This window comes from Methylibium sp. T29 (genome assembly GCF_000576205.1).
Taxonomy (GTDB): Bacteria; Pseudomonadota; Gammaproteobacteria; order Burkholderiales; family Burkholderiaceae_C; genus Methylibium; species Methylibium petroleiphilum.
In genome coordinates this window covers 40,159-66,224 of the sequence record NZ_AZND01000001.1, presented here as the reverse complement: position 1 = coordinate 66,224, position 26,066 = coordinate 40,159, and the positions used below count along the sequence as shown (strand labels likewise).

Below are 26,066 nucleotides of genomic sequence, written 5' to 3'. Positions count from 1 at the left end.
CGCTCAGTTCTGCAGCGGCGGCGAGGCCGGCGGCGTGGGCGCGGGTTGCATCGACTCACCCGGCGGCGGACGCAGCGGTGGCAGCACCGGCGTGTCGAAGTTCGGCAGCAGCACGCGCGATTCGGGCTGGCTGTTCTGCTGCTGGGCTCGGATCAGATCGTAGCGGTCGAGCGACAGCGCATTGCTGCTCTCGGCGCTGCGCATCACCTGCGGGCGAAGGAAGACCATCAGGTTGCTCTTCGTGCGGGTGCGGTTGTCGCTGCGAAACAGCGCGCCGATGCCGGGCAGCCGGCCCAGGCCCGGCACGCGGCTGGAGTTGTCCTGGAACTGGTCCTGCATCAGGCCGCCCATGACCAGGATGTCGCCGTCGTTCACCACCACCGTCGACTCGATCGAGCGCTTGTTGGTCACCAGCCCCGCGGTGGCGTCGGCCACGCCTTGCGAGACGTTCTGGTTCACGACGCTCGACGCTTCCTGGTAGATCGTCATGCGCACGGTGCCGTTCTCGCCGATCTGGGGCTTCACGCGCAGCGTGATGCCGACATCCCTGCGTTCGATGGTCTGGAACGGATTGGTCGCACCGCTGCCGGTCCCCGTGCTCGTGAACGAGCCGGTGACGAAAGGCACGTTCTGGCCGACGACGATCTTGGCTTCCTCGTTGTCCAGCGTGACGAGGTTCGGCGTCGAGAGGATGTTGCCGTCGGCGTTGGTCTCCAGGAAGCGCGCCAGCGCACCCAGCGTGTAGACACCCGCGAAGCGGCGGATGACGCCGAGATTCAGGCCCGCCGAGGGCAGGTTGCCGCTGACGGCGGTGCCGCCCTGGGCCGCGGCGATCGACAGGTTGATGATGTTGTCCCCGCCGGTCCCGAAATTGGTGCCACCGATCAGGCCGGTCTTGTCGCCGTCCTTGCCGATCAGGCCTTGCCACTGGATGCCGGCGTCTGCCGCCTTGGTGGCGTTGACCTCCACCAGCATCGTCTCGACGTAGACCTGGGCGCGGCGCGCATCGAGCTGGTCGATCACCGAGCGCAGCTGGCGGTACAGCGGCTCGGCCGCGGTGATGATCAGCGCATTGGTGGCCGGATCGGCCTGGATGAAGCCGCCGGTCGACGGTTGGGCAGCGCCGCTGACGGGGTTGGTCGTCTGCGGTGCAGCACCCGTGCCCGAGGTCTGGTTGCCGAGCTGGGCATTCGCCTGGTTGGACAGGTTCGTGACCGGACTCGCCGCGCCGCCGACCGAGCCGCTGCTGCTGCTGCTGGTATTGCTGGTGAAGGCCGCGCGCAGCACCTGGGCCAGACGCGTCGCATCGGCGTTCTTCAGGTAGACCACGTAGATGTTGCTGCCGCCGGCGCCTGCGGCGCCGGGCTGGTCGAGCTTGCCGACCAGCGAGCGCACCTGGGCCAGCTTGGCCGGGTTGGCGGCGCGCACCAGCAGCGAGTTGGTGCGGGCGTCGGCGATCACTGACAGAGTGCCGCCGCTGGCCGCGGTCGCCGGGGCGCCCGCCGTTGCCGCTGACGCGTCCGACAGGCGCTGCACCAGCACCGCGATGTCGGAGGCGACCGCATGCTGCAGCGGGATCACCTCGACATCGGTCCCTGCCGGCACGTCCACCGTCGCGATCACCTTGGCGATGCGCTGCAGGTTGTCGGCGTAGTCGGTGATCACCAGCGAGTTGTTGCCGGGATTGGCGTTGATGGTGTTGTTCGGGCTGATCAGCGGACGCAGCACGGCCACCAGGTTGTTCGCGTTCTCGTGGTTCAGCCGGAAGATCTGCGTGATGATCTGATCGCCCTGGCGCGTGACGTTGCCGACCGACACGGTGCCGGTCTGCAGCTTGGCATCCGCCTCGGGCACCACCTTCAGCAGGCCGGCGACCTCGACCACCGTGAAGCCCAGGCCGCGCAGCGCAGCCAGGAAGTTCAGGTAGGCCTCGCGCGGCGACAGGGGCTGCTCGCTGTACAGCGTGATCTGGCCCTTCACGCGCGGATCGATCACGATCTGCCGCTCCAGGATGGCGCCGATGGCCCGCGCCACGCCCTCGATCTCGGCGTTGACGAAGTTCAGCGTCACCGGCTCGCGCGTCTTGGTCTTCTGCGCCAGGGCCGGCGGCGCGAGGCTGCCGAGCGCGACGCTGACCGCACAGGCCGCAGCCAGCGCGCGCAGCGCCGTGGCGCGGCGGGCGGGCTTCGGTGAAGTGGTCAGGCTCATGATCATCCGATCGAAATGACGGACCGCGCGCCGTCGCGCCGCCCGATGATGTTCAGCAGGTTCGTCAGCGCCGGCTGGTCGGCCTCCGCGGCGCTTGCTTCGCCACGGAAACGCAGGCCTCCGGCACCCAGCGTGCCTTGCCCCGACAGCTGCAACGCGCCCTCGGTCGTGCTCAGGGTCAGTTGTGCGGTCCCGGAGTTGCCCGGGTCGCTGCCGATCTCCAGACGGTAACTGCCCAGCCGTTCCAGTGTCGACACCCGGGATGCGGCATTTGCCACGTCGAGCGCGGCCTGGCCGGTCACGCGCCAGCGCCCCTGCACCGTTTGCAGGCTGATACCCGGTGAACTCAGGCGCAGCACGCCGCCGAGCTGCAGCGTGTTCCAGGGCGTTCCCAGGCCGACCAGCCACTCGGCGGGCCACTGGCCGATCCAGGTGGGCGAGCCCTGCAGGGTCGCGGTGACGGTGCCGAAACCGGGTGTAAGCCGCACGCTCGGCCGGCCGTTGAGGCAGCAGGCATGCTCCAGTTGAAGAGAGAGCGCCAGACCGGCCGGCCGGAGGGTCCACTGCAGCCGGCCCGGCAGCGAGCGGGCACCCCGGCTGTCCGCGCCACCGCTCAACACTGCGACGGCACTGCCTTGCCACAGGCTGCCGCGCGCGTCGGCCAGCAGCACGTGTCCGGCGCTGGCGCGCTCCACCCAGGCGGCGAACCAGGCGGCCGGTGCAAAGGCGATGACGCCGAGCAGGCCCCCGAGCACCGCTCCCCAAAGGGCCCAGCGCCGCCCGGCGTGGCGAGCGCGTTCCCAGCGCAGCCCCTCGTAGGTGGATTCGCCCCATTCACTCGTCCGTGACACGGCCCCGGCATCCCGCGGCCGACGCAGCAGGGACACGCGCCAGGTCGACGGACGCCACTGGGAAGCTGAGAAGGAGCGGGCCATGGGGTGCGTGCGCGTGCAGGTGCGTGTCGGTCAGCCCGGTCGCGGCAACGTAAGCAGCACGCTGCCGCTGTAACCGTTGGGGCCGTGCGAGAGCTTGGCTTCGTCGGGGCGCGCGCGGGCGGCGCTGCGCACCTCACCCAGCCACGCGGCCAACGCTTCGCCGGGGACGCCGCTGAGGGTGAGGGTGGCGCGGTCACCCTGCAGCGTGAGTCGTGCGTTGGTCCCCAGTCGCTCAGTGGCACCACGCAACGCGGCTTCTGCCTGAGCCGGCTTGACGGTGGGCAGCTTGCGTAGTTCGCGGGCTTCGGCCGCCTGCCGCTGCATCTGCTGCAACTGGAACTCGACCGCGTCGATCTGCGCGGGCGTGTCGCGCAGGCTGCGCCAGGCCGGCTGCACGCCCAGCATCCAGACGAGCGCTACGCCGACCACTATGGTGGCTGCAGTGATGAGCCGGCGTTCACGCCGCGCCATGCGGCGCCAGCGCGCTCGCCATTGCTCGCTCATCGCGGCCAGGGCCGGCGGCAGTGCCGTCTTCATGTACGGGGGCCTGCAGCGACGGCCGTTACGCGACGCAGGGTCACACGGTCATCGACAGCTTCGACCTGCCAGCCGCTCGGCGCCAGGATGTTGCGGAAGGCCCCGACCTGCTGCTCGGTCCAGCCGGGCGTGGCCAGCGTCAGCAGGCCGTTCTCGTAGCCGAGTGTCTGCACCGGTTGCTGGGCCGGCCAGGCGCTGGCCGCGGCCTGCAGCGCAGACTCCAGGTCCGCTTCGCCGGGTCGGCCGGCGGCCACCCGCAAGGCATCGGTTTCTCTCTGCATCTGGACCGGTGCGTCAAGCACGGCGCGGACCTGCGGATGTGTTTCGCGCAGGAGCGAGGTCATGGCCAGGCGTCTGGCTTCGAGCGTGCCGCGCTGCTGCCACGCGGCGACGTTCAGGCCGATCAACTGCACGATGACCAGCGCGGCCAGTCCGAGGCGGACCGGCTGCCACGCCGAACTGCGGAAGCGTCGCAAGCCCTCCCGCAGGGCGTTCAAGCCGCGGTGGCGCGGTGCCAGACTGAACTGCCGCAGGTTCCAGAGCGAGCGAGCCGCCTGCAAGGCATGTTCGGCAGCCGACTGGACCCGCACCGTGCTGCCAAGCCATCGCTCGGCTGGCGCGGCGACCGCCGGGGTGGCGGTGAAACGCACATCGGAGGGCAGCGGCTGCGGCAGCAGGGCCCTCGCCAGCCCGCCTTGCAGCGGCCAGCTGGCCACGCCGTCGGCATGGGCCCAGGTGAGCACGAGCGAGAGTCCCCCGATGCCGTCGGCACCGCTTTCGTGGGTGGCCGTGAAGTGCCCGTTCGGTGGCGTATCCGGCCATGCCGCCGGCACGACACGATCGACCCGCTGCCCGGCGGCTTCCAGCGTGGCGATCTCGCCGGCCAGCCAGGCGCGGTCGGTCACGGCCACCCAGACCCGCTCGCCGCCCTTGGCGCCGGGCGCGAGCGCCAGGTGCAGCTGGCCAGCGTCTTCGAGCAGGGCTTCTTCCAGCACGCCGGCCAGCGCCGCACCGAGGCGGGCCGCCGGGGCCTTGGGACACACGATGTGGTGCCAGCTGACATCGGTGGCGGCGAGCATCGCCACCACCTGGTCGGCCTTGGGCAACAGTGCGGGCGCCGCCTGGCCCTCGCGATCGACCGTCAACCCGTCGATGCTGAACGCGTAGGCGAACTCCGCCATCGCCCGCGGAGCGGGCGCTGAGGCGCCGGGACGCAGACGCGGACGCGGCGGAACGGAGACGACGAGCGTTGTCATGGGGCCAGGGGTGCGCGGAGATTGTAGGTGTGGCTCAGCGGCGACAGCCGGGATTCGGGACGGGGGGCGGTTTCCGGATGTGTGCTCTATCGGCCGAGGCTCTCGACCGACGCAACCCGATCGCGCCGCAGGGTCACGATGTCCAGGTTGCGGCGCTCGACCAGCGCGCGTTCCTCCACGCTGCGGTCCTGCAGGCGCAGCCGGCCGCGCACCTCGAAGAAGGACGATGTCACCGAAACCCGCTCGGTGGCGGCGCTCACGCCCTGCGGCAGCAGCGCGTCGAGCTCTGCCACATTGCGGAACGGATTGCGCTGCCGGGCCTGGATCAGCCGGTCGGCGCTGGCCAGGTCCAGGCCCTCGATCACCGCCGCCAGAACTTCCTTGGGCGCGGTGTTGGCGTTCACGGTGGTGCGCACCGGCAGCAGCGAGACGTAGGGAGTCAACAGCGCCAGGGTCTCAGCATCGAGTCCGATCCAGGCGAGTTGCTCGATGCGCTCCGGCATCAGAGGTGGATCGGTGCTGAGTTCCGCGCCGCTCGACTGACCGCTTGCGAGCGTGGCGGCGCGCAGCCCGCGCACGATCATCGGAGCGAGATCGGAGCGTGCGCCGACGGCATCGAGCAGGCGCTGGAGCACGCGTTCCTCGGCGGCGCTCGCCGTCCCGGAGCCGGCCTCGACCAGGTTGCGCAGGTTGTAGCGGGACTGCGCGTCGGTGATGGAGCCGGACAGGAAAGCCTCTGGCGCGTCATCGGTGTTGTCGCGATCGACGGCCAGGAAGGTCGAGAGTTGGGCCTCGGCCAGCGGCACTGCCCAGGCTCGCCCAGGTGGTCGGCGCCGCCGGTGCGCGCGTCTTCCCGGAGGATCAGGCGCGCCCAGTCGACCGCACCGGTCAGGATCCACAGGGCCTGCGCACGCGCGCGCTCGGCCACTTCCACCTGCACCGCGCGCCATTGCTGCCAGACCATGGCGCTGGCCAGCGTGGCCACCAATGTGACGATGACCATGGCGGTCAGCAGGGCGGCACCGCGCTGACGGTTCGCGCGTTGGCCGGCAATGCGGCGGCATCTGGGAAGAATCGAAGTCATGAGCCCTGCGGGGACAGGCGCAGGTCGCGGGTCAGTGCACCGACCCGGCCGCTGCCCTCGGTGAAGGCAAGGACCAGGCGCACGCCACCCGGCAGCGCCTGTCGTGTCACCAGCGTCGGCGTTGCAGCGGTCGTCAGCGCGGCGTCCCCGCTCGATTGGGCGTTGGTCCAGGCGTTGCCACGCCAGTAATAGAGCTGCCAGTTGGCGATGCCGCTCAATGCGCGCAACTGTTCGGCTTCATTGCCGAGCAGTTGCTGCGACTGCAGCCAGGCTTCGCGCAAGTCCGCGCCCCGCGTCACCGCCGGGCCGGCCCATCGCGTCCAGCTGTCCCCGCGCAACGACCAGACGACGAGTTGCAGGCCGGCGGCCTGGCGCCGCGTCAGTCTCAGACTCGCGCCGTCGAACTGCAGCGCCGGGACGATGCCACTGTCCTGTATTTCGGCGAGATCGGCCTCCCATTGCGCGATCACCGACTGCAGTCGAAGTTGTTGCTCGAGCCGCTGGCTGCTGATGTCGCGCGAGCGGACGATGGCATCGATGCCCTTCCAGGACAAGGCGGCAACGATGGCCATGATCAGCAGCGCCACCAGCACCTCGACCAGCGTGAAGCCGGCCTGTGCGGCGTGACGGGAGAGACCGCGCATCGTCAGTACCTCGACAGCACCGTCGACAGCGTCAGAATGGTCTGGCCGCTGGGGGTGAAGACCACCGCATCGGCGCGTCGGAAATTGGGGTTCGGAGTCGGGCGGATCACCATCTTGCCTTGATAGACCACACCGAGCTGCTCGCAATAGAACTCGCTGTCGCCGATACCGGGAAACTGCCGCATGAGCTTGAAGGCGGTGAGCTGGTTGTCCGCGCACCACTCGGCTACCGTCACGTCGGTGAGGCGCTGAGCGTTGTCGGTCAACGCCCCGGCGGCCTTGAGCCCGGCCCCCAGCGTGACCGCCACAATGGCCAGCGCTACCAGTACCTCGATCAAGGTCATGCCGCGAACGTTGCGGCTGGCGGAGCAGTGCGCCCGGAACTCAGCGCGCGACATTTGGGGAGGCCTCGTCGTCGACGACAGCGAACGGCCCGAAGCCGTCGGTCGCGAGCGCTACGGTCTGGGCTTCGAGGCGCAGCACGATGCGCTGGGCCCCGATCACCGGTTCGGGCCCCAGCACCGCCGCCTGCATCAGGCCTCGGCCGTTCCGCACCTCTGCGCTGATGCCGGCCGGCGCGAGCCAGCGGCTCGGCAGGGCCAGTTCGCTGGGCAGCCCGACGAAACGGAAACCGGTCTCGGATGGCACCCACAACGCCGCCACGCCGGCGGCTCGGGCCTCGGCACGCGCTGCTTCGAGCAATGCGCCCAGCCGGGCGGCCTCGCGCTCGAGCTGGGTGGCTGCCGGGTCGCGCAGCGCCAGCGAGGCAACGGCCGAAACGATGGCAATCAGGCTCACGACGATGAGCAGTTCGATCAGCGTGAAGCCGCGCGACTGGTCCGTCGCGTGGCGCAGGCCCGTTCGGCCGCTGGCCGTGAGCCCGCTCATGTCATTGCCAGGAACCGATGTCCGCGTCCTTGCCTTCGCCGCCGGCCCGGCCATCTGCGCCGAAGCTGAACACGTCGACCTCGCCCTTCACGCCGGGATTCGCGAACTGGTAGGCGTTCCCCCACGGGTCGTTGGGCAGCTTGTCGAGATAGGGCTTCCAGTTGGGCGGCACCGGGCTGGCGCTCGGCTTGGCGACGAGAGCCTGCAGGCCCTGCTCGCCGGTCGGGTAGCGCTGGTTGTCGAGGCGGTACAGCTTGAGCGACTGCATGAGGTTGTTCACGTCGGTGCGCGCTGCGGTGACCCGTGCGTCGTCGGCCCGATCGAGCACATTGGGCACGATCAGCGCGGCCAGCACGCCGATGATCACGAGCACGACCATCAGTTCGATCAGCGTGAAGCCGCGCGCGGAGCGCAGCGACGAGTTCAATGCGGAGGAATTGGGCATCTGGGTTTGGGGGACGGGGTGCACCGTCGCGGGGCGATGATTCGCTTCCATCATAATCTTCAGCCATGCCAGCCCGTATTGCTGCGTTCGTCGTCTGGGCCGCCGTCGCGGCCTGCGTGGCCTTCTGGGGCCTGCGCATCCTCGTGACGCCGCGGCCGGCACCGAGTCAGACGCAGCCGGTGTCCGCGACCGACAGCCTGCGCGGCGACGTGACGCGGCTGTTCGCCGCGGCCGTGCCAACGGCGGCGACCCCGGTGACTGAGCCGGGACTCGCCAGCCGCTTCAAGCTGATCGGCGTCATGGCACCGAAGGACGGCGAACGTGGGCACGATCAGGGCATTGCGCTGATCGCCGTCGACGAGAAACCGCCCCGTGCCTACCGGGTCGGCGCGCGCATCGACAATGCGCTGGTGCTGCAGTCGGTGGCGCGGCGCAGCGCCACCCTCGGTCCTTCCCAGGGAGCTCCTGCCGTTCAACTCGACCTGCCGCCGCTGCCGTTGCCCGCCACCGGCAGCCTGCCACCGGCCGCCGGCCTGCTCCAGGCGCCGCCGGCCGCCGAGCCTGCACCGGCGGTGCCGATGGCCCCGGCACCGGCCAGTCCACCGCGGGCCCCGATCAATCGCCAGTGAGCCCGCGCTGACGGACGGACTCGCAGCGCTTCAGGGTCGCGTGCTGGAGCCGAAATCGGCTTCGACCGGCGTGTCGAGCGTGGGGAGCGTGGTCGTCGAGGGCAGCGTTGGACCTGCATCCTCGCCTTCGGCCACTTGCGTCAGCAGGGCGGCCGCGCTGTGCACCAGTGGCCAGGCCAGCGTAGATCCTGTCCCGTCGGTGCTTTCCATGCCGAGCTCGAGCAGAGCGCTGGCGCGGAAGAGGTTGAGCGCATGGTCCAGGCCGCGGTGGCCATGGCTGCGGCAGAACACGACATAGTCGGTCACCGGTGCGAGATGCGGGCGGCCACCAGCAGGGCTGCGCACGCTGGCAGGCCATCGACCATGATCAGGTGCCGCTTGCTGGCCGCGACCAGCATCGCGCCGACCATCGTCGCCACCTCGAAGCCTCCGAAGGCGGCCAGCACCTCGACCGGATCGGTCACGTCGCGGTGGCGACCCTGAGTGCTCTGCAGCACCACCATCGTCTGCGCCAGCGCATCGGGCGGCATGTCGGGGCCGGAGATGGTCAGGTCCCGCAGCGGGATGTCCGCCAGCCGCGACAGCACCAGCGACGCGCTCTCGTGGGCTCCGACACCGATGCCGGCGCAGGCCAGGACGTTGCCGCTGAGCGAGTCGGCGATCTCCATGCCGGCGCGGATCGCGGCGTGCGCCTGGTCGATCGACATCGCCGGGCCGGACCGCGCACTGCGCGTGCCGAAACCGATCTTGCGCTGGAGCAGGCTGGGGTAGGGGCTCATCGACTCGGCCAGACCGGCATCGACCACCGTGAGCCCCATGCCCTGGATGAACGAGAACACGGCCATCGGCAGCCGTCCGGCGAGCAGGTGCGTGACCTGCTGCGACGTCGAATCGCCGCGCGTCGACAGGCCGTCGACGACCAGCCCGTGGTCGCCGGCGAACACCACCAGCTGTGGGCTCTTGAGCCGGGGTTTCAGCGAGTTCTGGATCAGCCCCAGCCGCACCGCCAGGGGTTCGAGTTCGCCCAGGCTGCCGGCCGTCTCGGCGCGGTGCTGCAGCTTCTGCCGCAGCGCATCTTCGAGCCGCGGATGGGCGGTGGGAGCAATGAGGGAGCGCTGGACGGACATGGCGGCGTGGAGGGTTGGTGCCGTGAGATTGTGAGCCCTGCGTCGGCTTCGAGACAATCGCGCACGATGACGGGCGGGCCCGGCGTCGTTCGACGGGGGCGGATCAGCGCAGGAAGAGCTGGTAGACCGGGTTGTTCGTCTCCTCGACGCAGGGGTAGTCGAGCGTGGACAGGAATTCGCGCAGCGCGCGCTGCGCTCCGCGGGGGATCTGGAGGCCGACGAGGATGCGGCCGTAGTCGGCGCCCTGATTCCGGTAATGGAACAGGCTGATGTTCCAGTCGGGATGCATGCGGGTCAGGAAGCGCATCAGCGCCCCCGGACGCTCCGGAAAGACGAACCGGAACAGCCGCTCCTCGCGGGCCAGCTCGGAGCGGCCGCCGACCATGTGGCGGATATGGGTCTTGGCCAGTTCGTCGTGCGTCAGGTCGACCGTCGCGAAGCCCTGCTTCTCGAACCGCTCGGCAATGCGGGCCGATTCGCCGTGCTCCCGCGTGGCCAGGCCCACGAACACCTGCGCGGTCTGCGCGTCCGAGATGCGGTAGTTGAATTCCGTGACGCTGCGCGGGCCGAGCAGTTCGCAGAAGCGCTTGAACGAGCCCCGCTCCTCCGGGATCGTGACCGCGAACAGCGCCTCGCGCTCCTCGCCCACTTCGGCGCGCTCGGCGACGAAGCGCAGCCGGTCGAAGTTCATGTTGGCGCCGCAGGTGATCGCCACGAAGGTCTTGCCCTGGCAAGCGGTGCGCGCCGCGTACTGCTTGATGGCCGCCACGCCCAGCGCGCCGGCCGGCTCCAGGATCGAGCGCGTGTCCTGGAACACATCCTTGATCGCCGCGCAGACGGCGTCGGTGTCGACGACCTCGAAGTCGTCGACCCACTGCTTCGTCAGGCGGAAGGTTTCCTCGCCCACCAGCTTGACAGCCGTGCCGTCGGAGAACAGCCCCACGTCATGCAGCGTCACGCGCTTGCCGGCGCGCACCGAACGCACCATGGCATCGGAATCGGTGGTCTGGACGCCGATGACCTGGATCTCCGGCCGGACCGCCTTGATGTACGCCGCGATGCCCGAGATCAGGCCGCCGCCTCCCACCGCCACGAACACGGCGTCGATCGGCCCCTGGTGCTGGCGCAGGATCTCCATGGCAATGGTGCCCTGACCGGCGATCACGTCCGGATCGTCGAAGGGATGCACGAAGGTCTGCCCGTTCTCCCGTTCGAGCTTCAGCGCATGGGCGTAGGCGTCGGAATAGCTCTCGCCGTGCAACACCACCTTGCCGCCGAGCGCCCGCACGGCCTCGATCTTGAGTTGCGGCGTGGTGACCGGCATCACGACCGTCGCCCGGCAGCCGAGCTTGCGGGCCGACAGCGCGACACCCTGGGCGTGGTTGCCGGCGGAGGCGCAGATCACGCCGCGCTCCAGCTGCTTCGGGCTCAGGTGCGCCATCTTGTTGTAAGCGCCGCGCAGCTTGAAGCTGAAGACCGCCTGCTCGTCCTCGCGCTTGAGCCACACCCGGTTGGCCACGCGCTCCGACAACTGCGGAGCGAACTGCAGGGCCGATTCGATCGCCACGTCGTAGACCCGCGCCGTCAGGATGCGCTGCAGGTAGTCCGGCTGTGACCGGGCCTTGCGTGCGGCGGGTTTGGCGGCGGGGGGGCGCGGCGCGGCGCGGGCCATGGAGTCTCCTTGTTACAAGCGGCGCGATGATAAGTCAGCCCCCGCCTCGGACCCGTCCGGCGCTGCGGTGCAACAAGCACGCTTGCGGCCGCGCCAATAAAAAAGCCCAAGGCCGTGAGGCCCTGGCTGAATCCACCTTTGGAGGAGGGTGGAGGAGACAAGCGGTGATTGGGTCAGAACGCTTCCAATCGATGAGTCATCATACAACGAGAGGATGGTGCGCCGCAACAAGCACGAGCGTTCTTTTTCTAGGGGGACGGCTCCAAATTCGTGCGACTCGGCACAATCGGCGCCTCTTCTGGAGGAGTTTCAGGCATGGAGTGCACCGTTCGCTGGCAACCCGAGGCCGGCATGGCGTTCAACGCGGAGACCGGCAGTGGCCACCTGCTGTCCATGGACGGGGCGCCCGACGGCGGCGGGCGCAACTTGGCGCCGCGACCGATGGAAACGGTGCTCGCCGGCACCGGCGCTTGCGCCGCCTACGACGTGGTGCTGATCCTGAAGCGCGGGCGCCATGACATCCGGGGCTGCGAAGTGAAACTGAGCGCGGAGCGGGCGACGGCGGACCCGAAGGTGTTCACGAAGATCCACCTGCAGTTCGTCGTTCGGGGCCGCGGCTTGCCCGCCGCGGCGGTGGAGCGCGCCGTCGCGCTGTCCCATGAAAATACTGCTCGGCGAGCGCGATGCTGGCCAAGACTGCCGCGATGACGACCGGGGTGGAGATCGTCGAGGTCTGATCCGCCGGCGGCCGCCGGGACGGCGCACTCAGAGGCGGTGCGCGGTCGTGGTCATGAGCTTGGCCATGCCGCGCATCATCCAGCGCACCGGCGTCGGCAGCGACGCGGCGCCGGCATGCTCCGCGGCGGCGGCGTGTCGGGCCTCGTCCTCGCGCATCTGGGCCACGATGGCCCGCGACTCGACATCGGCGACCGGCAGCTTGTCGAGGTGCAGCAGCAGGTGCTGCTCGACCTGACGTTCGGTCTCGACCACGAAGCCGAGGCTTGCCGCGTCGCCGAGGCGTCCGGCGATCAGGCCCAGCCCGAACGCTCCGGCGTACCACAGCGGATTGAGCCAGCTGGTGCGCCCGTTCAACTCGGTCAACCGAGCCTCGGTCCACGCGAGGTGGTCGGTCTCCTCGCGTGCCGCGTGTTCGAACTGGGCCCTCAGGGCCTCGTTTCGCGTGCCCAAGGCCTGCGAGTCGTACAAGGCCTGGGCGCATACCTCGCCGACATGATTGACGCGCATCAGGGAGGCCGACAACGCCTTTTCCTGCGGTGTCAGTGTCAGGCCGGGATCGGCGGCGGGCCTGGGGGCGGGCCGGGACGCCGAGTGAGCCGCGAACACCGTGCTCAAGGCCTTGTCGAGTGAAGAAATCACCTGATCGGTGCGGCTGAGTGAACGCATGGTCGAAGCGGTGCGGGAAGGGGGTCTTCAAGGGCCGAAAGGCCGTTGTTCGTGAATGATCTCATTCATGACAGTCGTATGTCAGGGCATTTGCGCACCAAGTTTGTGCATCAAAGTTGTCGTCCCGCAACAGAATAAGCATAGAACAAGCTCAGTGCTGGCGGGGGGCGCAACGGTCTGGTGGAATCGCTCCTCAGTTGGGGCGGTGAGCAGCTTCGGGTGTCGCACGCAGCATCCGAGGGGCCGGATTCACCGAAACCACATGTTCAACTCTGGAGATAGTTGCAATGAAAAAATCAGTACTCGCTCTGGCCGCTCTGGGTGCGTTCGCCGGCGCCGCTTCGGCGCAATCGTCGGTGACGCTCTACGGTCGTGCCGACACCAACATCACCCGCACAACTCCCGGCGACAATCGCGGAGAATCTATTTGGAACATGAAGGACGGCGGTACGTCCAGTGGTATCGGTGGTTCGCGTTGGGGTCTGCGTGGTGTCGAAGATCTCGGCGGTGGATTGAAGGCCCTGTTCGTTCTCGAGTCGGGATTCAATCTCGATACTGGGAGCAATACGGCGGGTGACCTTTTCAATCGAGCATCCTTTGTTGGGCTCAATACTGCGTCTCTGGGCGAAGTTCGCTTTGGCCGTCAGGACACACTGAGTCGCCAGACGATTGGCGGATTCGTCGACGTCACCGGTCTCGGTGAAATGAAGCTCACCGAAGTGCTGAATGTTGTGGCCGGTGCTGCCGGCAACCGCCCCATTTTTCAGGAGCTGACTGTCCGCGTCAGCAACGCGGTCGGCTACGTCTCGCCGAGCTTCGGCGGTTTCCAGCTTCTTGGCATGGTCGGGCTAGGCGAAGGGCCTGCGTCGGCGCGCCATCAGGGTCTGTCGGCGACTTTCAAGAGTGGGCCTGTCGCAGCGGCCCTGACTTACGAAGCTTATGACGGTTTCGGTGATACCTATAACAAGGTGACGACTGTGGGGGGTAACTACAACTTCGGTGTAGCCACTCTCTTCGCGGGTTACCAGAACACATCGGACTACGGTACCCAGACAGTCGCTCCAACGGGTGCAGTAGGGTCGATTAAGGACTACGACGCCTACACCGTTGGCGTGATGGTGCCGTTCGGCAATCTGAGCATCCGCGGGCAGTACGCACGTGCCAGCTACGATATCGTTGGAGGCGCTGATCAGGATCTGTCGAAGTACGGCATTTCCGCTCGCTACTCGCTGTCGAAGCGCACCACACTGTACTCGGCATACACCGAGCGTAGCGGTGACAACGACAACAGCCTGTCTATCAAGCGTGAGATTACGCTGCTAGGTGTGGCCCACACATTCTGACTTCTGTTCCCACCGGGTCGTAGGAGCAGCCCTTCGGGGCTGCTTTTTTTTGCGTTGCGCAAGGCCTCCTCTCGGACGCGCAGTTCGTGAATTTCTGATGATCAGATCTTCGTGACAGAGTTCATCGATGCACATTGCCGCGTCGAGGTTGAATTCTGCTCGAGACCCGCGCCAAACAGTCGACCTAACGCAGCTGTCTGTTGCGCTGCTTGACGGCGTGTGCTTCCTTAACGGCGGTGCGTTCGGCCCCGACGACCCTGTTTTTCGCGGTTGCTCGCGATGGGCAAGGCCTCGAACCTAGACGCCTACGTCCAGAACGTCGAGCGTGCGGTCAAGGTCGACGATGAAACGAACAACATCTCGTTAATGGTCCCAGTTCGATGCTGTCGCGACAGCCGCTGTGATTCGAGCGTGGCACTTATGCTGCGGACCGGCGCGCTCAAGTCACTCGATGGTCGCCCATAACCGGAAGCCATGCTCGCCCTCATCCTTCGCCGCCTGCTCCAAGCCGTGATCGTGATGTTGGCCGTGGCTTCATCTCGTTCATGCTGTTCCAGCACGTCGGCGATCCGGTGACCCATCTGCTCGGGCAGGATGCGACGCCCGAGCAGCGCACGCAGTTGCGTGCCGACCTCGGCCTGGATCGCTCCGTGCCCTTGCAGTTCGCGCGCTTCGTCGGCAACGCCGTGCAGGGGGATTTCGGCCTGAGCCTGCGCCAGGGACGCAAGGTGTCGACCTTGATCGCCGAGCGCTTGCCCGCGACCCTGGAACTCGCGATCACGGCCGCGGTGCTCGCGCTGGGGATCGGCGTGCCGATGGGCGTGATCGCGGCGCTGAGGCGGGGCAGTATCGTGTCGCAGATCCTGATGACGGTGTCTCTGCTCGGTGTCTCGTTGCCCACCTTCCTGATCGGCATCCTGCTGATCCTCGTGTTCTCCGTCGGCCTGCATTGGTTGCCGAGCTTCGGCCGTGGCGAGGTGCTGCGCATCGGTGGCTGGACGAGCGGTTGGTTCACTGTCAGCGGCTGGCAGCATCTGGTGCTGCCGTCCATCACGCTCGCGGTGTTTCAGCTCGCGCTGATCATGCGGCTGGTGCGCACCGAGATGCTCGAGGTGCTGCGCAGCGACTACATCCGCTTCGCGCGCGCGCGGGCCTGAGCGATCGCGCGGTGCATTTCGGCCATGCCTGAAGAACACGCTGGTGCCGGTGATCACGATCACCGGGCTGCAACTGGGTTCGTTGATCGCATTCGCGATCATCACCGAGACGGTGTTCCAGTGGCCGGGGATGGGTCTGTTGTTCATTCAGGCCGTGAGCTTTGCCGACGTGCCGGTGATGGCGGCCTACCTGTGTCTCGTCGCGCTGATCTTCGTGGCGATCAACCTGGCCGTCGACCTGCTCTACTTGGTGGTCGATCCGCGGCTGCGCCCTGATCGCGAAGCCGCGCATGGGTGACGCAGACGATCGCGAGATGAACGCAGACGCCTGTCATCGCTTCGTAGACGGCGAGATCTGGCAGAGCTTTCGCGCCTCGCCGGTGGCCATGCTGGCGGCGATCATCGCCGCGGCCTGCCTGCTTTGCGCGGTGCTGGCGCCGCTCGTGGCGCCGCACGATCCCTTCGATCTCGCGACGCTCGACCTCGGGGACTCGCGCCTGCCGCCCGTCTGGATGGCCGAGGGCAAGAGCGCCTACCTGCTGGGCACCGACGACCAGGGGCGCGACATCCTCTCGGCGCTGATGTACGGCGCACGGATCTCGCTGGCCGTGGGCGTGGCCTCGGTGCTGCTGTCGATGCTGGTCGGCGTGACGCTGGGTCTGGTGTCGGGCTTCGTCGGCGGTCGCGTCGATGCTTTCATCATGCGCGTGTGTGATGTGATGCTGTCCTTTCCGGCCATCCTGGTGGCCTTGATGATCGACGGCGTGGGTCGCGCGGTCTTCCCCGCGGCCCACGAGGCGCTGGCCTTCGGCGTGCTGATCCTCGCCATCTCGTTGACCGGCTGGGTGCCTTACGCGCGCGCAGTGCGCGGGTCGACCCTGGTCGAGCGACAGAAGGAGTACGTGCAGGCGGCACGCGTGATCGGCGTGTCGCCGGTGCGCATCATGCGTCGCCACGTGCTGCCGAACGTGCTCGGGCCGGTGTTCGTGCTGGCGACGATCCAGGTCGCCACGGCCATCATCACCGAGGCAACGCTGAGCTTCCTCGGCGTCGGCGTGCCGCCGACCTCGCCCTCGCTGGGCACCCTGATCCGCATTGGCAACGACTTCCTGTTCAGCGGCGAGTGGTGGATCGCGCTCTTTCCTGGCGCGATGCTGGGGCTGATCGCGCTGAGCGTGAACCTGCTCGGCGACTGGCTGCGCGACGCGCTGAATCCGAGGCTGAGATGAGCCATCCGCTGCCATGCTGAAGCCGCCCGGCCTGCTCGAGGTGCGCGATCTGGTGGTCGAGTTTCCCGGTCGTCGCGGAACGCTGCGGGCGCTCGATGGCCTGTCGTTCGACATTGCGCCCGGTGAGATCCTGGGCGTGGTCGGCGAGTCGGGGGCCGGCAAGTCGCTCACCGGCGCGGCCATCATCGGCCTGTTGGAGCCGCCAGGGCGCATCGCCGGCGGGCAGATTTGGCTGGCGGGCCAGCGCATCGACGACCTGCCGCCGGCCGCATGGCGCCGCATCCGCGGCCGGCGCATCGGCGCGATCTTCCAGGATCCGCTGACCTCGCTCGACCCGCTGTACACCGTCGGCCAGCAACTGGTCGAGACCCTCCGCACCCACCTGCCGCTCGACGCGCGTGCGGCGCGGGAGCGCGCCGTGGCGCTGCTGCGCGACACCGGCATCCCGGCGCCCGAGGCACGCATCGACCACTACCCGCACCAGTTCTCCGGCGGCATGCGTCAGCGGGTCGTGATCGCGCTGGCGCTGGCCGCGAACCCGGAGCTGGTGATCGCTGACGAGCCGACCACCGCACTCGACGTGTCGATCCAGGCTCAGGTGATCGACCTGCTCAAGCGCCTGTGCAAGGAGCAGGGCGCGGCGGTGATGCTGGTGACGCACGACATGGGAGTGATCGCCGAGGCCTGCGATCGGGTGGCGGTGATGTACGCGGGGCGCATCGTCGAGATCGGCGCGGTGCGCGACGTGGTGCACGCGCCGGGGCACCCGTACACGGTCGGTCTGATGCGCTCGATCCCGTCGATGAACGAAGACCGCGAGCGGCTCGCGCAGATCGACGGCAGCATGCCGCGGCTGGACGTGATTCCCGTCGGCTGCGCCTTCCATCCGCGCTGCCCGCACGCCTTCGATCGCTGCCGCGCCGAGCGTCCGACGCTGTCGGACGCGGGCCGCACGTGGGCGGCCTGCTGGCTGGTCGAGGCAGCAGCGGAGCGGCCAGCATGAGTGCACCGGGCGAGGCGTTGCCGCTGGTCGAGGTGCGCGACCTGGTCAAGCACTTCGACGTCTCCCCTCCGTGGTTCGAGCGTGTGCTGGCGCGCAGGCCGCGGCAGACCGTCCAGGCCGTCGACGGCGTGAACTTCGTGATCGAGCGCGGCCAGACGCTGGCGCTGGTCGGCGAATCGGGCTGCGGCAAGAGCACGGTGGCGCGGCTGCTGGTCGGCCTGCACCGGCCCAGTAGCGGATCGGTGCGATTCGGCGGTGAAGACCTGTCACGCGTGCTGGCCGGGCCACAGCACCGTCTGCAGATGATCTTCCAGGACCCCTACGCCAGTCTCAACCCGCGCTGGAGCGTGCAGTCCATCGTGGCCGAGCCGCTGATCGAGCAGGGCGTGGAACGCCGGCCCGCGGCCCTGCGCGAGCGCGTGGGTGCGCTGCTCGCGTCCGTGGGGCTGGCCGAGGCAGACGCCGGCAAGTTCCCGCACCAGTTCTCGGGCGGCCAGCGCCAGCGCATCTCGATCGCGCGGGCGCTGGCCACGTCGCCGGACTTCCTGGTGTGCGACGAGCCGACCTCGGCGCTCGACGTGTCGGTGCAGGCCCAGGTGCTCAACCTGATGAAGGACCTGCAGCGCGAGCGCGGCCTGACCTACCTGTTCATCTCGCACAACCTCGCCGTCGTGCGACACGTCGCCGATCAGGTGGGTGTCATGTACCTCGGCCGGCTGGTCGAACTGGCGCCGAAGCGCACGTTGTTCGGTCGGCCCCGGCATCCGTACACGCGCATGCTGCTCGATGCGGTGCCCGATCTGCAGATGAGCGGGCGGCCGCGCATACCGGTCCAAGGCGAAGTGCCCAACCCCTTGCAGCCACCCAGCGGCTGCAGTTTCCATCCGCGCTGCCCGCATGCCGACGAGCGTTGCCGGCGCGAGCGGCCGGCCTGGCAGGCGATCGACGGCATCCGCGTGGCCTGCCACGCCGTGAGCGAAGGGCGGCTTTGAGCTGCCCCGCCGGAGGACGTCAGTCAGCGGGCAGCAAATGTTCTCCGCGGAACAGCTCCGCGACGGGTTCGCGTTCACGGATCAGCGTGGCCACGTCGCCATCGACCATCACCTCGGCGGCCCTCGGGCGGCTGTTGTAGTTGCTGGCCATGCTCATGCCATAGGCTCCGGCGCTGAGGACCGCGACGGCATCGCCCGGCTGCAGTGCCAGCGCACGGTCACGGCCCAGCCAGTCACCCGATTCGCACACCGGGCCGACCACGTCGTAGACGACAGGCACGCCGTCCCGCAGTCGGCAGGGCACGATGCCCATCGTCGCTTCGTACAGGGCAGGACGCATCAGGTCGTTCATGGCGGCATCGACGACGCAGAAGTTCTTGTGCGTACCGGGCTTCAGGTACAGCACCTCGGACAGCAGCACACCTGCATTGCCGACCAGCGAGCGACCCGGCTCGAATACCAGCGTGCGCGCACCGTGCCCCCGGGCGTCGAGGCGCGCCAGCAGTGCGCCGATCAGGGCGTCGGCGGCTGGCGGTCGTTCATCGGTGTACTGGATGCCCAGGCCGCCGCCGAGGTCGAGGTGGTGGATCCGCAGGCCGCTCGATTCGATCGCCTCGACCAGGTCCAGAACGCGGTCGGCGGCATCGAGATAGGGCGCGATCTCGGTGATCTGAGAGCCGATGTGGCAGTCGATCCCCACCACTTTGAGCCCGGGGAGCTGCGCCGCGCGGCGGTAGGCCGCGACGGCCCGGTCGTGCGCGATGCCGAACTTGTTGCCCTTCAGTCCGGTGGAGATGTAGGGGTGGGTCTTCGCGTCGACGTCGGGGTTGACGCGCAGGCTGACCGGGGCGACCCGGCCGAGCGACAACGCCACCTCGGACAGCACGTCCAACTCCGCCTCGCTTTCGACGTTGAAGCAGCGCACGCCGATCTCGAGCGCACGCCGCATCTCCGCACGCGTCTTGCCGAGCCCTGAAAACACCACCTTGCCCGGGTCACCGCCGGCCGCCAGTACGCGATCGAGTTCGCCACCCGAGACGATGTCGAAGCCGCATCCGGCCTGGGCGAAGGTCTGCAACACCGCCAGGCTCGAACTTGCCTTCATCGCGTAGCAGATCAGGTGCTCCCGCCCGGCCAGCGCCCGCTGGTACGGCGCCAGCGCGGCGAGCATGGCGCGGCGGCTGTAGACGTAAAGCGGGGTGCCGAAGCGTGCCGCAAGCTCGCTTGCCGCGCAACCGTCGATGAACAACTCCGTGCCGCGGTAGGCGACGAATGGGGCGCCGGGCAGCGTCATCGGGCGACCCCGGTGGGCGCAGAGGCGGCCTGGCCGGGAGCCGGCGCGGGCTTCGACGATCCCGGCAGGTAGAGCGCGCCCTTCTGGCCGCAGCCACCCAGGGTCAGTCCGCCCAGCAAAGCACACACCGCGATCACGGAGATGCGGCTGCCTAGAATCGAAGCAGGTTTCAACATCATCGGATTCTACGAATGAGCACCGCGACCCCCGCCTCTGCGCTGAGCGACGCCGACTACCAGGCGCTGACGAGAGCCGTGCTGGGCGGCATCGAACTGCAGGTCGATCGCTGGCTGCAGGACGATGTGGTCGATATCGATGCAGCGCGCACCGGCGGTTTGCTCGAGCTGAGCTTTCCGAATGGCAGCAAGATCGTCGTGAACACCCAGCCGCCCTTGCAGGAGATCTGGCTGGCGGCACGCAGCGGCGGCTTTCACTATCGCCATGTGGCAGGCACCTGGTGCGACACCAAGACCGAGGAGGACTTCTTTGTCACGCTGTCGCGTTGCGCGAGCGAGCAGGCGGGCCGACCCTTGAACTTCGCGCCGCCGACGATCTGACGGCATGGCGCCGGCGACGCACCTGCCGGGATGACGATCAGTTCTTGAACAGGTCGAGGATGCTCTTGCGCTCTTCCTCAGTGGGCGCGGGAGCCGCAGGTGTGTCGAGCCCAAGGCTGCTGACGCCGTTGCCCGGGCCGTATTCTTCGTAGTACCACTCGCCGCCGACATTGAGCAGGCCTTCCGGAGGTGTGAGTTCGGTCACCTTCACGCCCTTGAGTGCCACGCTCATGTAATCGATCCACACCGGCAGGGACAGCCCGCCACCGGTTTCCCGGTCGCCGAGCTTGCGCGGTTGGTCGTAGCCGATCCACACCACTGCCACCAGGTTCGGCGTGTAGCCGGCGAACCACGCGTCCTGGGAGTCGTTGGTGGTGCCTGTCTTGCCGTAGACGTCGGTTCGCTTCAGGGTGGCCTGGGCACGCGCTGCGGTGCCTGAGCGCGTGACCTCCTGCAGCAGGCTGCTCATCACGAAGGCATTGCGACCGTCGATCACGCGCGCCGACTCGTCCAGCGGTGCCGGTTCGGTCTGCGCCAGGATGCGGCCGCGGTTGTCGGTGACCCGCGTGACAAGCACCGGGTTGACGCGGTAGCCGCCGTTGGCAAACACCGCATAGCCCGCGGCCATCTGCAGCGGCGTGACCGAGCCGGTTCCCAGCGCCATCGGCAGGTAGCTGGTGCTTGTCGGCGTCGAAGCCGAAGCGGGTGATCCAGTTCTGCGCGTAGTCGGTGCCGATCGCCTCCAGGATGCGGATCGACACCATGTTCTTCGACTTCGCCAGCGCGCGGCGCATCGACATCGGGCCGTCGAATGTGCCGTCGTAGTTCTTCGGCTCCCAGGGCTGGCTGCCGGTAGCGGCCGCGTCAAAGAACAGCGGCGCGTCGTTGATCACCGTGGCCGGTGTGAAGCCCTTCTCGAGCGAGGCCGAGTAGATGAAGGGCTTGAAGCTCGAACCCGGCTGGCGCCAGGCCTGGGTCACATGGTTGAACTTGCTCTTCGCATGGTCGAAGCCACCAACCATGGTGCGGATCGCGCCGGTGCGCGAGTCGATGGAGACGAAGGCGCCCTCGACCTCGGGCACCTGGGTGATCGACCAGACGTCCTTCGCCCCCCTGATGACGCGGATCACCGCGCCTCGACGGATCTGGACCTTGGGGCCGGCCTTGGGCGACAGTCCCGAGGTCGCCGGACGCAGGCCTTCGCCGGTGATCGTCAAGGTGTCGCCGCTCTGCAGCACGGCCACGACCTGCTTGGAACTGGCTTCGAGCACGACCGCCGCCTTGATTTCGTCATTGTCTGGATGCTCGTCAAGCGCTTCTGCGACCCGGGCGTCGAGCGCCTTGGGGTCCGCGGGCAGGTCCACATAGCCCTCTGGTCCCCGGTACACCTGCCGTCGTTCGTAGTCCGTGATGCCTCGGCGCAGCGCCCGGTAGGCCGCTTCCTGCTCGACCGCGCGCACGCTGGTGTAGACGTTCAGGCCGCGGGTGTAGGCGCTCTCGCCGTACTGGCTGAAGATCAGCTGGCGAGCCGTCTCGGCCACGTACTCGGCGTGCAGTGGGACCGAAATGTCCCTGCGGTACTTGAGCTGCTCAGCCTTGGCAGCCTCGGCCTGTTCCTCGGTCAGGTAGCCGTTCTCGTACATCCGCTCGATGATGTACTGCTGCCTCTGTCGCGCCCGCGTCGGATTGGCGACCGGGTTGTAGGCCGACGGCGCCTTCGGCAGACCTGCGAGCATGGCCGCCTCGGCGGCCGTCACGTCCTTCAGCGGCTTGCCGAAGTAGATCTCCGAGGCGGCCGCGAAACCGTAGGCGCGCTGCCCCAGATAGATCTGGTTCATGTAGACCTCGAGGATCTGGTCCTTGCTGAGCTGGCTTTCGATCTTCAGCGCCAGCAGGATCTCGTACACCTTGCGGATGAAGGTCTTCTCGGTCGGCAGGTAGAAGTTGCGTGCCACCTGCATCGTGATCGTCGAGGCACCCTGCTGCGGGATTCGCCGACGTTGGCGAGCCCCGCGCGCACGATCCCGATGTAGTCGACGCCGCCGTGTTGATAGAAGCGCGCGTCCTCGATCGACAGCACCGCCTCGCGCATCACCTTCGGAATCTGACCGATCGGCGCGAACAGACGACGCTCTTCGCCGTACTCGCCGATCAGTACTTCATCGGCGGAGAAGACGCGCAGGGGCAGCTTGGGCCGGTAATCGGTGAGGCTGCTGATCTCGGGCAGGTTCGGGTAGGCCACGGCCAACGCGATCGCCAGCAGCGCGAAGCCACCCAGCAGTCCTGATACGACGAGCGCCAGTGCCGACCCGCCGACCAGCAGGGGCCACCGGGCCGCGGCGGGCAGGTTGGATAGAAAACCGGCTCGGGAAGATGTGGACGCCGTCGGCGAGGGTTTGCGATCTTTGGCGCTCATGAATCTCCAGCAGGACCTAACGATTATAGAAATGCGCTCCGAACGACATGGATCGCGTCCCGGCATGCCCACCGGTGCCCGGTGTGCGGGGGACTAGGCGCTTGCCCGGACCGTGAGTTTTGCAACGTGAGCTTGTCGCGTGGTCGCCGACGCGCAGCCCGAAAGCATTGGGACACAAAGGCTTTACTGCTAGCATTGAAGTAACTTCTTAACAGCCGTGCAGCGGCGAGCGGGAGACCGTGTGGGCTTTCTAGACGGGTTGATGGGAGGCAAGCAAGCGCCGCTCGTCGGGCTGGACATCAGCTCCTCGAGCGTCAAGCTCGTCGAGCTGGGTCAGTCCGCCTCGGGCCAGTACGTGCTTGAACGTTTTGCCACCGAGAGTTTCGAGCGAGGCTGGATCGCTGACGGCCAGATCGAGAAATTCGATGAAGTGGCCGACGCGGTGCGCCGTGTCGTCAGCAAGAGCGGTACCCGTTCCAAGCGAGTGGCGATGGCGATGCCACAGTCGGCAGTGATCACGAAGAAGATCATGCTGCCGGCCGGCTTGCGTGACGAGGAACTCGAACTCCAGGTCGAGTCCGAGGCCAATCAGTACATTCCGTTTTCGCTGGATGAGGTGAGCCTGGATTTCTGTGTCGTCGGGCCGAGCCCGTCCTCGGTCGGCGACGTCGAGGTGCTGATTGCTGCGTCGCGGAAAGATCGGGTGCAGGATCGCCAGGGCCTCGCCGAGGCCGCCGGGCTGAAGCCGGTCGTGCTGGATATCGAGTCACATGCCTCTCGTCTGGCCATGATGCGCATCGTCTCGGCCTTGCCTAACGAAGGGCGTGATGCGTTGGTGGCGCTGTTCGAGATCGGCGCCGAAACCACCAGCCTCAAGGTGCTTCGCGACGAGGAACTGCTGTACGACCGTGACCAAGCCTTCGGGGGGTCGCAGCTGACGCAAATGATCTCGCGCCAGTATGGCTTCTCGTTCGAAGAGGCCGAGCAGAAGAAGCTGGCCAGTGATCTTCCGGAAGACTACGAATCGAGTCTGCTGGTGCCGTTTGTCGACAGTCTGGCGCAGGAGATCGGTCGGGCATTGCAGTATTTCTTCACCAGCACACCGCACCACAAGGTGCACTACGTGATGTTGGGTGGTGGCACCGCAACCTTGCCTGGCTTGAAGGAGCGGGTGACCGAATTGACGGGCTTTGCGTCGATGGTCGTCAATCCTTTCGAAGGCATGCGCCTCGGGTCCGCTGTGCGCGAGAGCAAGCTGCGCCGTGAAGCCCCGGCCTACCTGACCGCGTGCGGCCTGGCGATGCGGAGGTTCCTGTAATGATCTTGATCAACCTCCTGCCGCATCGCGAAGAGCGGCGGCAGCGTCGCAAGAAGGCCTTCTTCGTCGGGCTGGGTGTCGCGGCTGCAGCCGGTATCGCCATTGCGGCGCTCTGGTACCTGGTGCTGCAACAGATGATCAGCACCCAGCAAGAGCGCAATGCCTACCTGACAGCCGAGATCAAGAAGCTCGAGGAGCAGATCAAGGACATCGCGACGCTCAAGGCCGAGATCGACAGCCTGAAGGCGCGTCAGAAGGCCGTCGAAGATCTGCAGACGGATCGCAACATCCCTGTGTACCTTCTGAACGAACTCGTCAAGCAGACGCCCGAAGGCGTGTACCTGACCACGATCAAGCAGGATGGTCAGGTGGTGGCAATCAACGGCATTGCGCAGACGAACGAACGCGTCTCCGAGTTTCTGCGCAACACTGCCTACAACTCGACTTGGCTCGAGAAGCCGGAGTTGGTGGAGATCAAGGCGGCCAGCCTGACGACGCCCAACCGCGAGCAGAAGCGATTGTTCGATTTCGTGGTGAAGGTCGGTCTCAAGCGTCCTCAAGTGGAGACGCCGGACAAGTCGGCGGTCCCCGGCGCTGCGGGGGCCTCGGCTCCGGCGGCGGCCGCGTCGGTGCCCCGTTCCTGAGGACGCTCAGATGGCAACGAAAAAGAACCCCGCACTCGATCTGAACTCCGTCCTGCAAGATCTTTCCGGGCAGTTCCGTGGGCTGAATACCAACGAACCCGGGCAGTGGCCGTGGCTGCCCAAGTTGGTGACCTTCGTGGCCGTGGCGGCTGCGTTGGTGGTGGTGGCCTGGTTCGTTCTGCTGTCGGCGACGGCTGACGAGTTGCAGGCCGAGCGCGACCGCGAACCGGGTCTGCGGCAGGACTACCGCGCCAAGCTGGCCCAGGCGGTGAACCTCGGCGAACTGCGCAAGCAGAAGATCCAGGTTCAGGAGTACGTCACGCAACTGGAGAAGCAGTTGCCGGGCAAGGCCGAGATGGATGCTCTGCTGTCGGACATCAACCAGGCCGGTCTGGGCCGTGGTTTGCAGTTCGAGCTTTTCCGGCCTGGGCAGGTGGCGGTCAAGGACTATTACGCCGAATTGCCGATCGCGATCCGCGTCACGGGCAGGTACCACGACATAGGCTCCTTCGCTGCAGACGTGGCAAACCTGTCCCGGATCGTGACCTTGCACAACCTCAACATTTCCGGCGTCGGACCCGGTGGCGCGCAGAATGCAGCCAGTGCGGGGACCGGCAACCTGAGCATGGACGCCCTGGCGCGCACCTATCGCTACCTTGATCCGAGCGAGGTGGAGACTCAGCGCAAGGCGCGGGAAGCCAGCCAGAAGGCTGCAGCGGGGGCAAAGAAATGACCAGGCCGTTGCAACGCACTGCGCTGATGATGTCCGCAATGGCAGCCTTGATGCTGCTGTCGGCCTGCGGCGCCGAGCAGGAAGAACTTCAGGCCTGGATGGACCAGCAGCGTCGTGAAGTCCGCCCCAGCATCGCACCGCTGTCGCCACCGAAGCGCTTCGATCCGCAACCTTATGAGCAGGCTCGTGCGGTAGAACCGTTCAGCAGCCAAAAGCTCGCGGTGGCCCTCAAGCAGGAGGCGCGTCAGCCGAATTCACTGCTGGCGGGCGAGATGAACCGCCGCAAGGAGCCGCTGGAGGCCTATCCGCTCGACTCCATGAGCATGGTCGGCAGTGTGTCCAAGCAAGGGCGTCAGTTCGCACTGTTGCGAGTCGACAACCTGCTCTACCAGGTCAAGGTGGGTGACTATCTCGGTCAAAACTACGGAAAGATCACAAAGATCTCCGAGACCGAGGTGGGCGTGCGGGAAGTTGTTCAGGATGCCGCGGGTGAATGGATAGAGCGTCCCTCTGCCCTCCAGCTGCAGGAGAAGGCGCGATGACGAAAATTC

Annotated in this window: 24 protein-coding genes and 3 pseudogenes; 12 read left to right on the top strand and 15 right to left on the bottom strand. The window is 67.4% G+C overall.

What is annotated here, in order from left to right; genetic code table 11:
• Window positions 1-3 precede the first annotated feature (3 nt).
• The 9 genes from gspD to gspG form a co-directional block, all read right to left on the bottom strand.
• Entirely contained in the window at window positions 4-2,214 is a 2,211-nt protein-coding gene (gene gspD, locus x551_RS00295; protein WP_036229419.1) for a type II secretion system secretin GspD, read from the bottom strand.
• Window positions 2,211-3,059, bottom strand: coding sequence for a type II secretion system protein N (locus x551_RS00290; RefSeq protein WP_231497486.1), 849 nt, complete (start codon window positions 3,057-3,059; stop codon window positions 2,211-2,213). The genes gspD and x551_RS00290 overlap by 4 nt, the downstream gene beginning before the upstream one ends.
• Before the next feature lie 114 nt (window positions 3,060-3,173).
• Window positions 3,174-3,647: a type II secretion system protein GspM gene (gene gspM, locus x551_RS00285; RefSeq protein WP_231497485.1), complete on the bottom strand. Its 474-nt coding sequence runs from the start codon at window positions 3,645-3,647 to the stop codon at window positions 3,174-3,176.
• 29 nt (window positions 3,648-3,676) lie between these two features.
• Entirely contained in the window at window positions 3,677-4,861 is a 1,185-nt protein-coding gene (gene gspL, locus x551_RS00280; RefSeq protein WP_231497484.1) for a type II secretion system protein GspL, read from the bottom strand.
• A 161-nt stretch (window positions 4,862-5,022) separates the two neighbouring features.
• Entirely contained in the window at window positions 5,023-5,742 is a 720-nt protein-coding gene (gene gspK, locus x551_RS00275) for a general secretion pathway protein GspK (RefSeq protein ID WP_343252092.1), read from the bottom strand.
• Between the two features lie 274 nt (window positions 5,743-6,016).
• Window positions 6,017-6,664 (bottom strand): prepilin-type N-terminal cleavage/methylation domain-containing protein, encoded by a 648-nt coding sequence (locus tag x551_RS00270; protein WP_036247247.1) that lies wholly within the window; start codon window positions 6,662-6,664, stop codon window positions 6,017-6,019.
• Window positions 6,665-6,666: 2 nt separating this feature from the next.
• Complete coding sequence (gene gspI / locus x551_RS00265; RefSeq protein WP_011830706.1) at window positions 6,667-7,062, bottom strand: type II secretion system minor pseudopilin GspI; 396 nt, start codon at window positions 7,060-7,062, stop codon at window positions 6,667-6,669.
• Window positions 7,049-7,552, bottom strand: a complete 504-nt coding sequence (locus x551_RS00260) for a prepilin-type N-terminal cleavage/methylation domain-containing protein (protein ID WP_051495509.1) — start codon at window positions 7,550-7,552, stop codon at window positions 7,049-7,051. Before x551_RS00260 ends, gspI begins: the two co-directional genes overlap by 14 nt.
• Window position 7,553: 1 nt before the next feature.
• Window positions 7,554-7,997: a type II secretion system major pseudopilin GspG gene (gene gspG / locus x551_RS00255; RefSeq protein WP_051495508.1), complete on the bottom strand. Its 444-nt coding sequence runs from the start codon at window positions 7,995-7,997 to the stop codon at window positions 7,554-7,556.
• 65 nt (window positions 7,998-8,062) lie between these two features.
• Here gspG and x551_RS00250 point away from each other — a divergent pair, with 65 nt between their 5' ends.
• Window positions 8,063-8,626, top strand: coding sequence for a type II secretion system protein N (locus x551_RS00250; RefSeq protein WP_051495507.1), 564 nt, complete (start codon window positions 8,063-8,065; stop codon window positions 8,624-8,626).
• Window positions 8,627-8,656: 30 nt separating this feature from the next.
• On the opposite strand, the gene x551_RS26690 is transcribed toward x551_RS00250, so the two are convergent.
• From x551_RS26690 to ilvA, 3 genes are all read right to left on the bottom strand, one after another.
• Entirely contained in the window at window positions 8,657-8,932 is a 276-nt protein-coding gene (locus x551_RS26690; protein ID WP_253950257.1) for a nicotinate-nucleotide--dimethylbenzimidazole phosphoribosyltransferase, read from the bottom strand.
• Window positions 8,929-9,753 (bottom strand): nicotinate-nucleotide--dimethylbenzimidazole phosphoribosyltransferase, encoded by an 825-nt coding sequence (locus x551_RS00245; RefSeq protein ID WP_253950256.1) that lies wholly within the window; start codon window positions 9,751-9,753, stop codon window positions 8,929-8,931. The genes x551_RS26690 and x551_RS00245 overlap by 4 nt, the downstream gene beginning before the upstream one ends.
• A gap of 103 nt (window positions 9,754-9,856) precedes the next feature.
• Window positions 9,857-11,425: a threonine ammonia-lyase, biosynthetic gene (gene ilvA, locus x551_RS00240; RefSeq protein ID WP_036247245.1), complete on the bottom strand. Its 1,569-nt coding sequence runs from the start codon at window positions 11,423-11,425 to the stop codon at window positions 9,857-9,859.
• A gap of 315 nt (window positions 11,426-11,740) precedes the next feature.
• Here ilvA and x551_RS00235 point away from each other — a divergent pair.
• Window positions 11,741-12,162, top strand: a pseudogene (locus x551_RS00235) (OsmC family protein).
• Window positions 12,163-12,190: 28 nt separating this feature from the next.
• Here the strand turns inward: x551_RS00235 and coq7 are convergent.
• Window positions 12,191-12,829 carry a 2-polyprenyl-3-methyl-6-methoxy-1,4-benzoquinone monooxygenase gene (coq7, locus tag x551_RS00230; protein WP_036247240.1) on the bottom strand — a complete coding sequence of 213 codons (639 nt, stop codon included), beginning with the start codon at window positions 12,827-12,829 and terminating at the stop codon, window positions 12,191-12,193.
• A 287-nt stretch (window positions 12,830-13,116) separates the two neighbouring features.
• Between coq7 and x551_RS23885 the strand changes: the two genes are divergently transcribed.
• From x551_RS23885 to x551_RS00205, 5 genes and pseudogenes are all read left to right on the top strand, one after another.
• Window positions 13,117-14,172, top strand: coding sequence for a porin (locus x551_RS23885; RefSeq protein ID WP_081771144.1), 1,056 nt, complete (start codon window positions 13,117-13,119; stop codon window positions 14,170-14,172).
• A gap of 474 nt (window positions 14,173-14,646) precedes the next feature.
• Window positions 14,647-15,627, top strand: a pseudogene (locus x551_RS00220) (ABC transporter permease).
• Window positions 15,620-16,558: an ABC transporter permease gene (locus tag x551_RS00215; protein ID WP_173402788.1), complete on the top strand. Its 939-nt coding sequence runs from the start codon at window positions 15,620-15,622 to the stop codon at window positions 16,556-16,558. Before x551_RS00220 ends, x551_RS00215 begins: the two are co-directional and overlap by 8 nt.
• A gap of 13 nt (window positions 16,559-16,571) precedes the next feature.
• A complete protein-coding gene (locus x551_RS00210) occupies window positions 16,572-17,561 on the top strand; it encodes an ABC transporter ATP-binding protein (RefSeq protein ID WP_036229407.1) in 990 nt (329 codons plus the stop codon).
• A complete protein-coding gene (locus x551_RS00205) occupies window positions 17,558-18,553 on the top strand; it encodes an oligopeptide/dipeptide ABC transporter ATP-binding protein (protein ID WP_036229468.1) in 996 nt (331 codons plus the stop codon). The genes x551_RS00210 and x551_RS00205 overlap by 4 nt, the downstream gene beginning before the upstream one ends.
• A gap of 19 nt (window positions 18,554-18,572) precedes the next feature.
• On the opposite strand, the gene lysA is transcribed toward x551_RS00205, so the two are convergent.
• Window positions 18,573-19,847, bottom strand: a complete 1,275-nt coding sequence (gene lysA / locus x551_RS00200) for a diaminopimelate decarboxylase (RefSeq protein ID WP_036229404.1) — start codon at window positions 19,845-19,847, stop codon at window positions 18,573-18,575.
• A gap of 191 nt (window positions 19,848-20,038) precedes the next feature.
• Here lysA and cyaY point away from each other — a divergent pair, with 191 nt between their 5' ends.
• The gene (gene cyaY / locus x551_RS00195; protein WP_011830691.1) at window positions 20,039-20,404 is read left to right on the top strand and encodes an iron donor protein CyaY; all 366 of its coding nucleotides are present in this window, start codon (window positions 20,039-20,041) and stop codon (window positions 20,402-20,404) included.
• A 37-nt stretch (window positions 20,405-20,441) separates the two neighbouring features.
• On the opposite strand, the pseudogene x551_RS00190 reads toward cyaY, so the two are convergent.
• Window positions 20,442-22,820 (bottom strand): annotated as a pseudogene (locus x551_RS00190) (penicillin-binding protein 1A).
• A 262-nt stretch (window positions 22,821-23,082) separates the two neighbouring features.
• Between x551_RS00190 and x551_RS00185 the strand changes: the two are divergent.
• The 4 genes from x551_RS00185 to x551_RS00170 are packed head-to-tail and all read left to right on the top strand — an operon-like array spanning window position 23,083 to window position 26,057.
• On the top strand, window positions 23,083-24,138 hold the full coding sequence (locus x551_RS00185; protein WP_036229403.1) for a pilus assembly protein PilM: 1,056 nt from the start codon (window positions 23,083-23,085) through the stop codon (window positions 24,136-24,138).
• Entirely contained in the window at window positions 24,138-24,782 is a 645-nt protein-coding gene (locus tag x551_RS00180) for a PilN domain-containing protein (RefSeq protein WP_036229400.1), read from the top strand. Before x551_RS00185 ends, x551_RS00180 begins: the two co-directional genes overlap by 1 nt.
• A 10-nt stretch (window positions 24,783-24,792) precedes the next feature.
• Entirely contained in the window at window positions 24,793-25,515 is a 723-nt protein-coding gene (locus x551_RS00175) for a type 4a pilus biogenesis protein PilO (protein ID WP_036229397.1), read from the top strand.
• Window positions 25,512-26,057, top strand: coding sequence for a pilus assembly protein PilP (locus tag x551_RS00170; RefSeq protein ID WP_081771143.1), 546 nt, complete (start codon window positions 25,512-25,514; stop codon window positions 26,055-26,057). Before x551_RS00175 ends, x551_RS00170 begins: the two co-directional genes overlap by 4 nt.
• Window positions 26,058-26,066: the final 9 nt, after the last annotated feature.

Excerpts from the sequence above, each read along its gene's own strand:
- x551_RS00260 (WP_051495509.1), bottom strand. The coding sequence starts at position 7,552 with ATGAGCGGGCTCACGGCCAGCGGCCGAACGGGCCTGCGCCACGCGACG.
- x551_RS00180 (WP_036229400.1), top strand. The coding sequence starts at position 24,138 with ATGATCTTGATCAACCTCCTGCCGCATCGCGAAGAGCGGCGGCAGCGT.
- coq7 (WP_036247240.1), bottom strand. The coding sequence starts at position 12,829 with ATGCGTTCACTCAGCCGCACCGATCAGGTGATTTCTTCACTCGACAAG.
- lysA (WP_036229404.1), bottom strand. The coding sequence starts at position 19,847 with ATGACGCTGCCCGGCGCCCCATTCGTCGCCTACCGCGGCACGGAGTTG.
- gspD (WP_036229419.1), bottom strand. The coding sequence starts at position 2,214 with ATGATCATGAGCCTGACCACTTCACCGAAGCCCGCCCGCCGCGCCACG.
- x551_RS00175 (WP_036229397.1), top strand. The coding sequence starts at position 24,793 with ATGGCAACGAAAAAGAACCCCGCACTCGATCTGAACTCCGTCCTGCAA.
- ilvA (WP_036247245.1), bottom strand. The coding sequence starts at position 11,425 with ATGGCCCGCGCCGCGCCGCGCCCCCCCGCCGCCAAACCCGCCGCACGC.
- x551_RS00210 (WP_036229407.1), top strand. The coding sequence starts at position 16,572 with ATGCTGAAGCCGCCCGGCCTGCTCGAGGTGCGCGATCTGGTGGTCGAG.
- x551_RS23885 (WP_081771144.1), top strand. The coding sequence starts at position 13,117 with ATGAAAAAATCAGTACTCGCTCTGGCCGCTCTGGGTGCGTTCGCCGGC.
- x551_RS00250 (WP_051495507.1), top strand. The coding sequence starts at position 8,063 with ATGCCAGCCCGTATTGCTGCGTTCGTCGTCTGGGCCGCCGTCGCGGCC.
- x551_RS00270 (WP_036247247.1), bottom strand. The coding sequence starts at position 6,664 with ATGCGCGGTCTCTCCCGTCACGCCGCACAGGCCGGCTTCACGCTGGTC.
- gspL (WP_231497484.1), bottom strand. The coding sequence starts at position 4,861 with ATGGCGGAGTTCGCCTACGCGTTCAGCATCGACGGGTTGACGGTCGAT.
- x551_RS00215 (WP_173402788.1), top strand. The coding sequence starts at position 15,620 with ATGGGTGACGCAGACGATCGCGAGATGAACGCAGACGCCTGTCATCGC.
- cyaY (WP_011830691.1), top strand. The coding sequence starts at position 20,039 with ATGAGCACCGCGACCCCCGCCTCTGCGCTGAGCGACGCCGACTACCAG.
- x551_RS00185 (WP_036229403.1), top strand. The coding sequence starts at position 23,083 with ATGGGAGGCAAGCAAGCGCCGCTCGTCGGGCTGGACATCAGCTCCTCG.
- gspG (WP_051495508.1), bottom strand. The coding sequence starts at position 7,997 with ATGCCCAATTCCTCCGCATTGAACTCGTCGCTGCGCTCCGCGCGCGGC.
- x551_RS00205 (WP_036229468.1), top strand. The coding sequence starts at position 17,558 with ATGAGTGCACCGGGCGAGGCGTTGCCGCTGGTCGAGGTGCGCGACCTG.
- x551_RS00170 (WP_081771143.1), top strand. The coding sequence starts at position 25,512 with ATGACCAGGCCGTTGCAACGCACTGCGCTGATGATGTCCGCAATGGCA.
- gspI (WP_011830706.1), bottom strand. The coding sequence starts at position 7,062 with ATGTCGCGCGCTGAGTTCCGGGCGCACTGCTCCGCCAGCCGCAACGTT.
- x551_RS00245 (WP_253950256.1), bottom strand. The coding sequence starts at position 9,753 with ATGTCCGTCCAGCGCTCCCTCATTGCTCCCACCGCCCATCCGCGGCTC.
- gspM (WP_231497485.1), bottom strand. The coding sequence starts at position 3,647 with ATGAGCGAGCAATGGCGAGCGCGCTGGCGCCGCATGGCGCGGCGTGAA.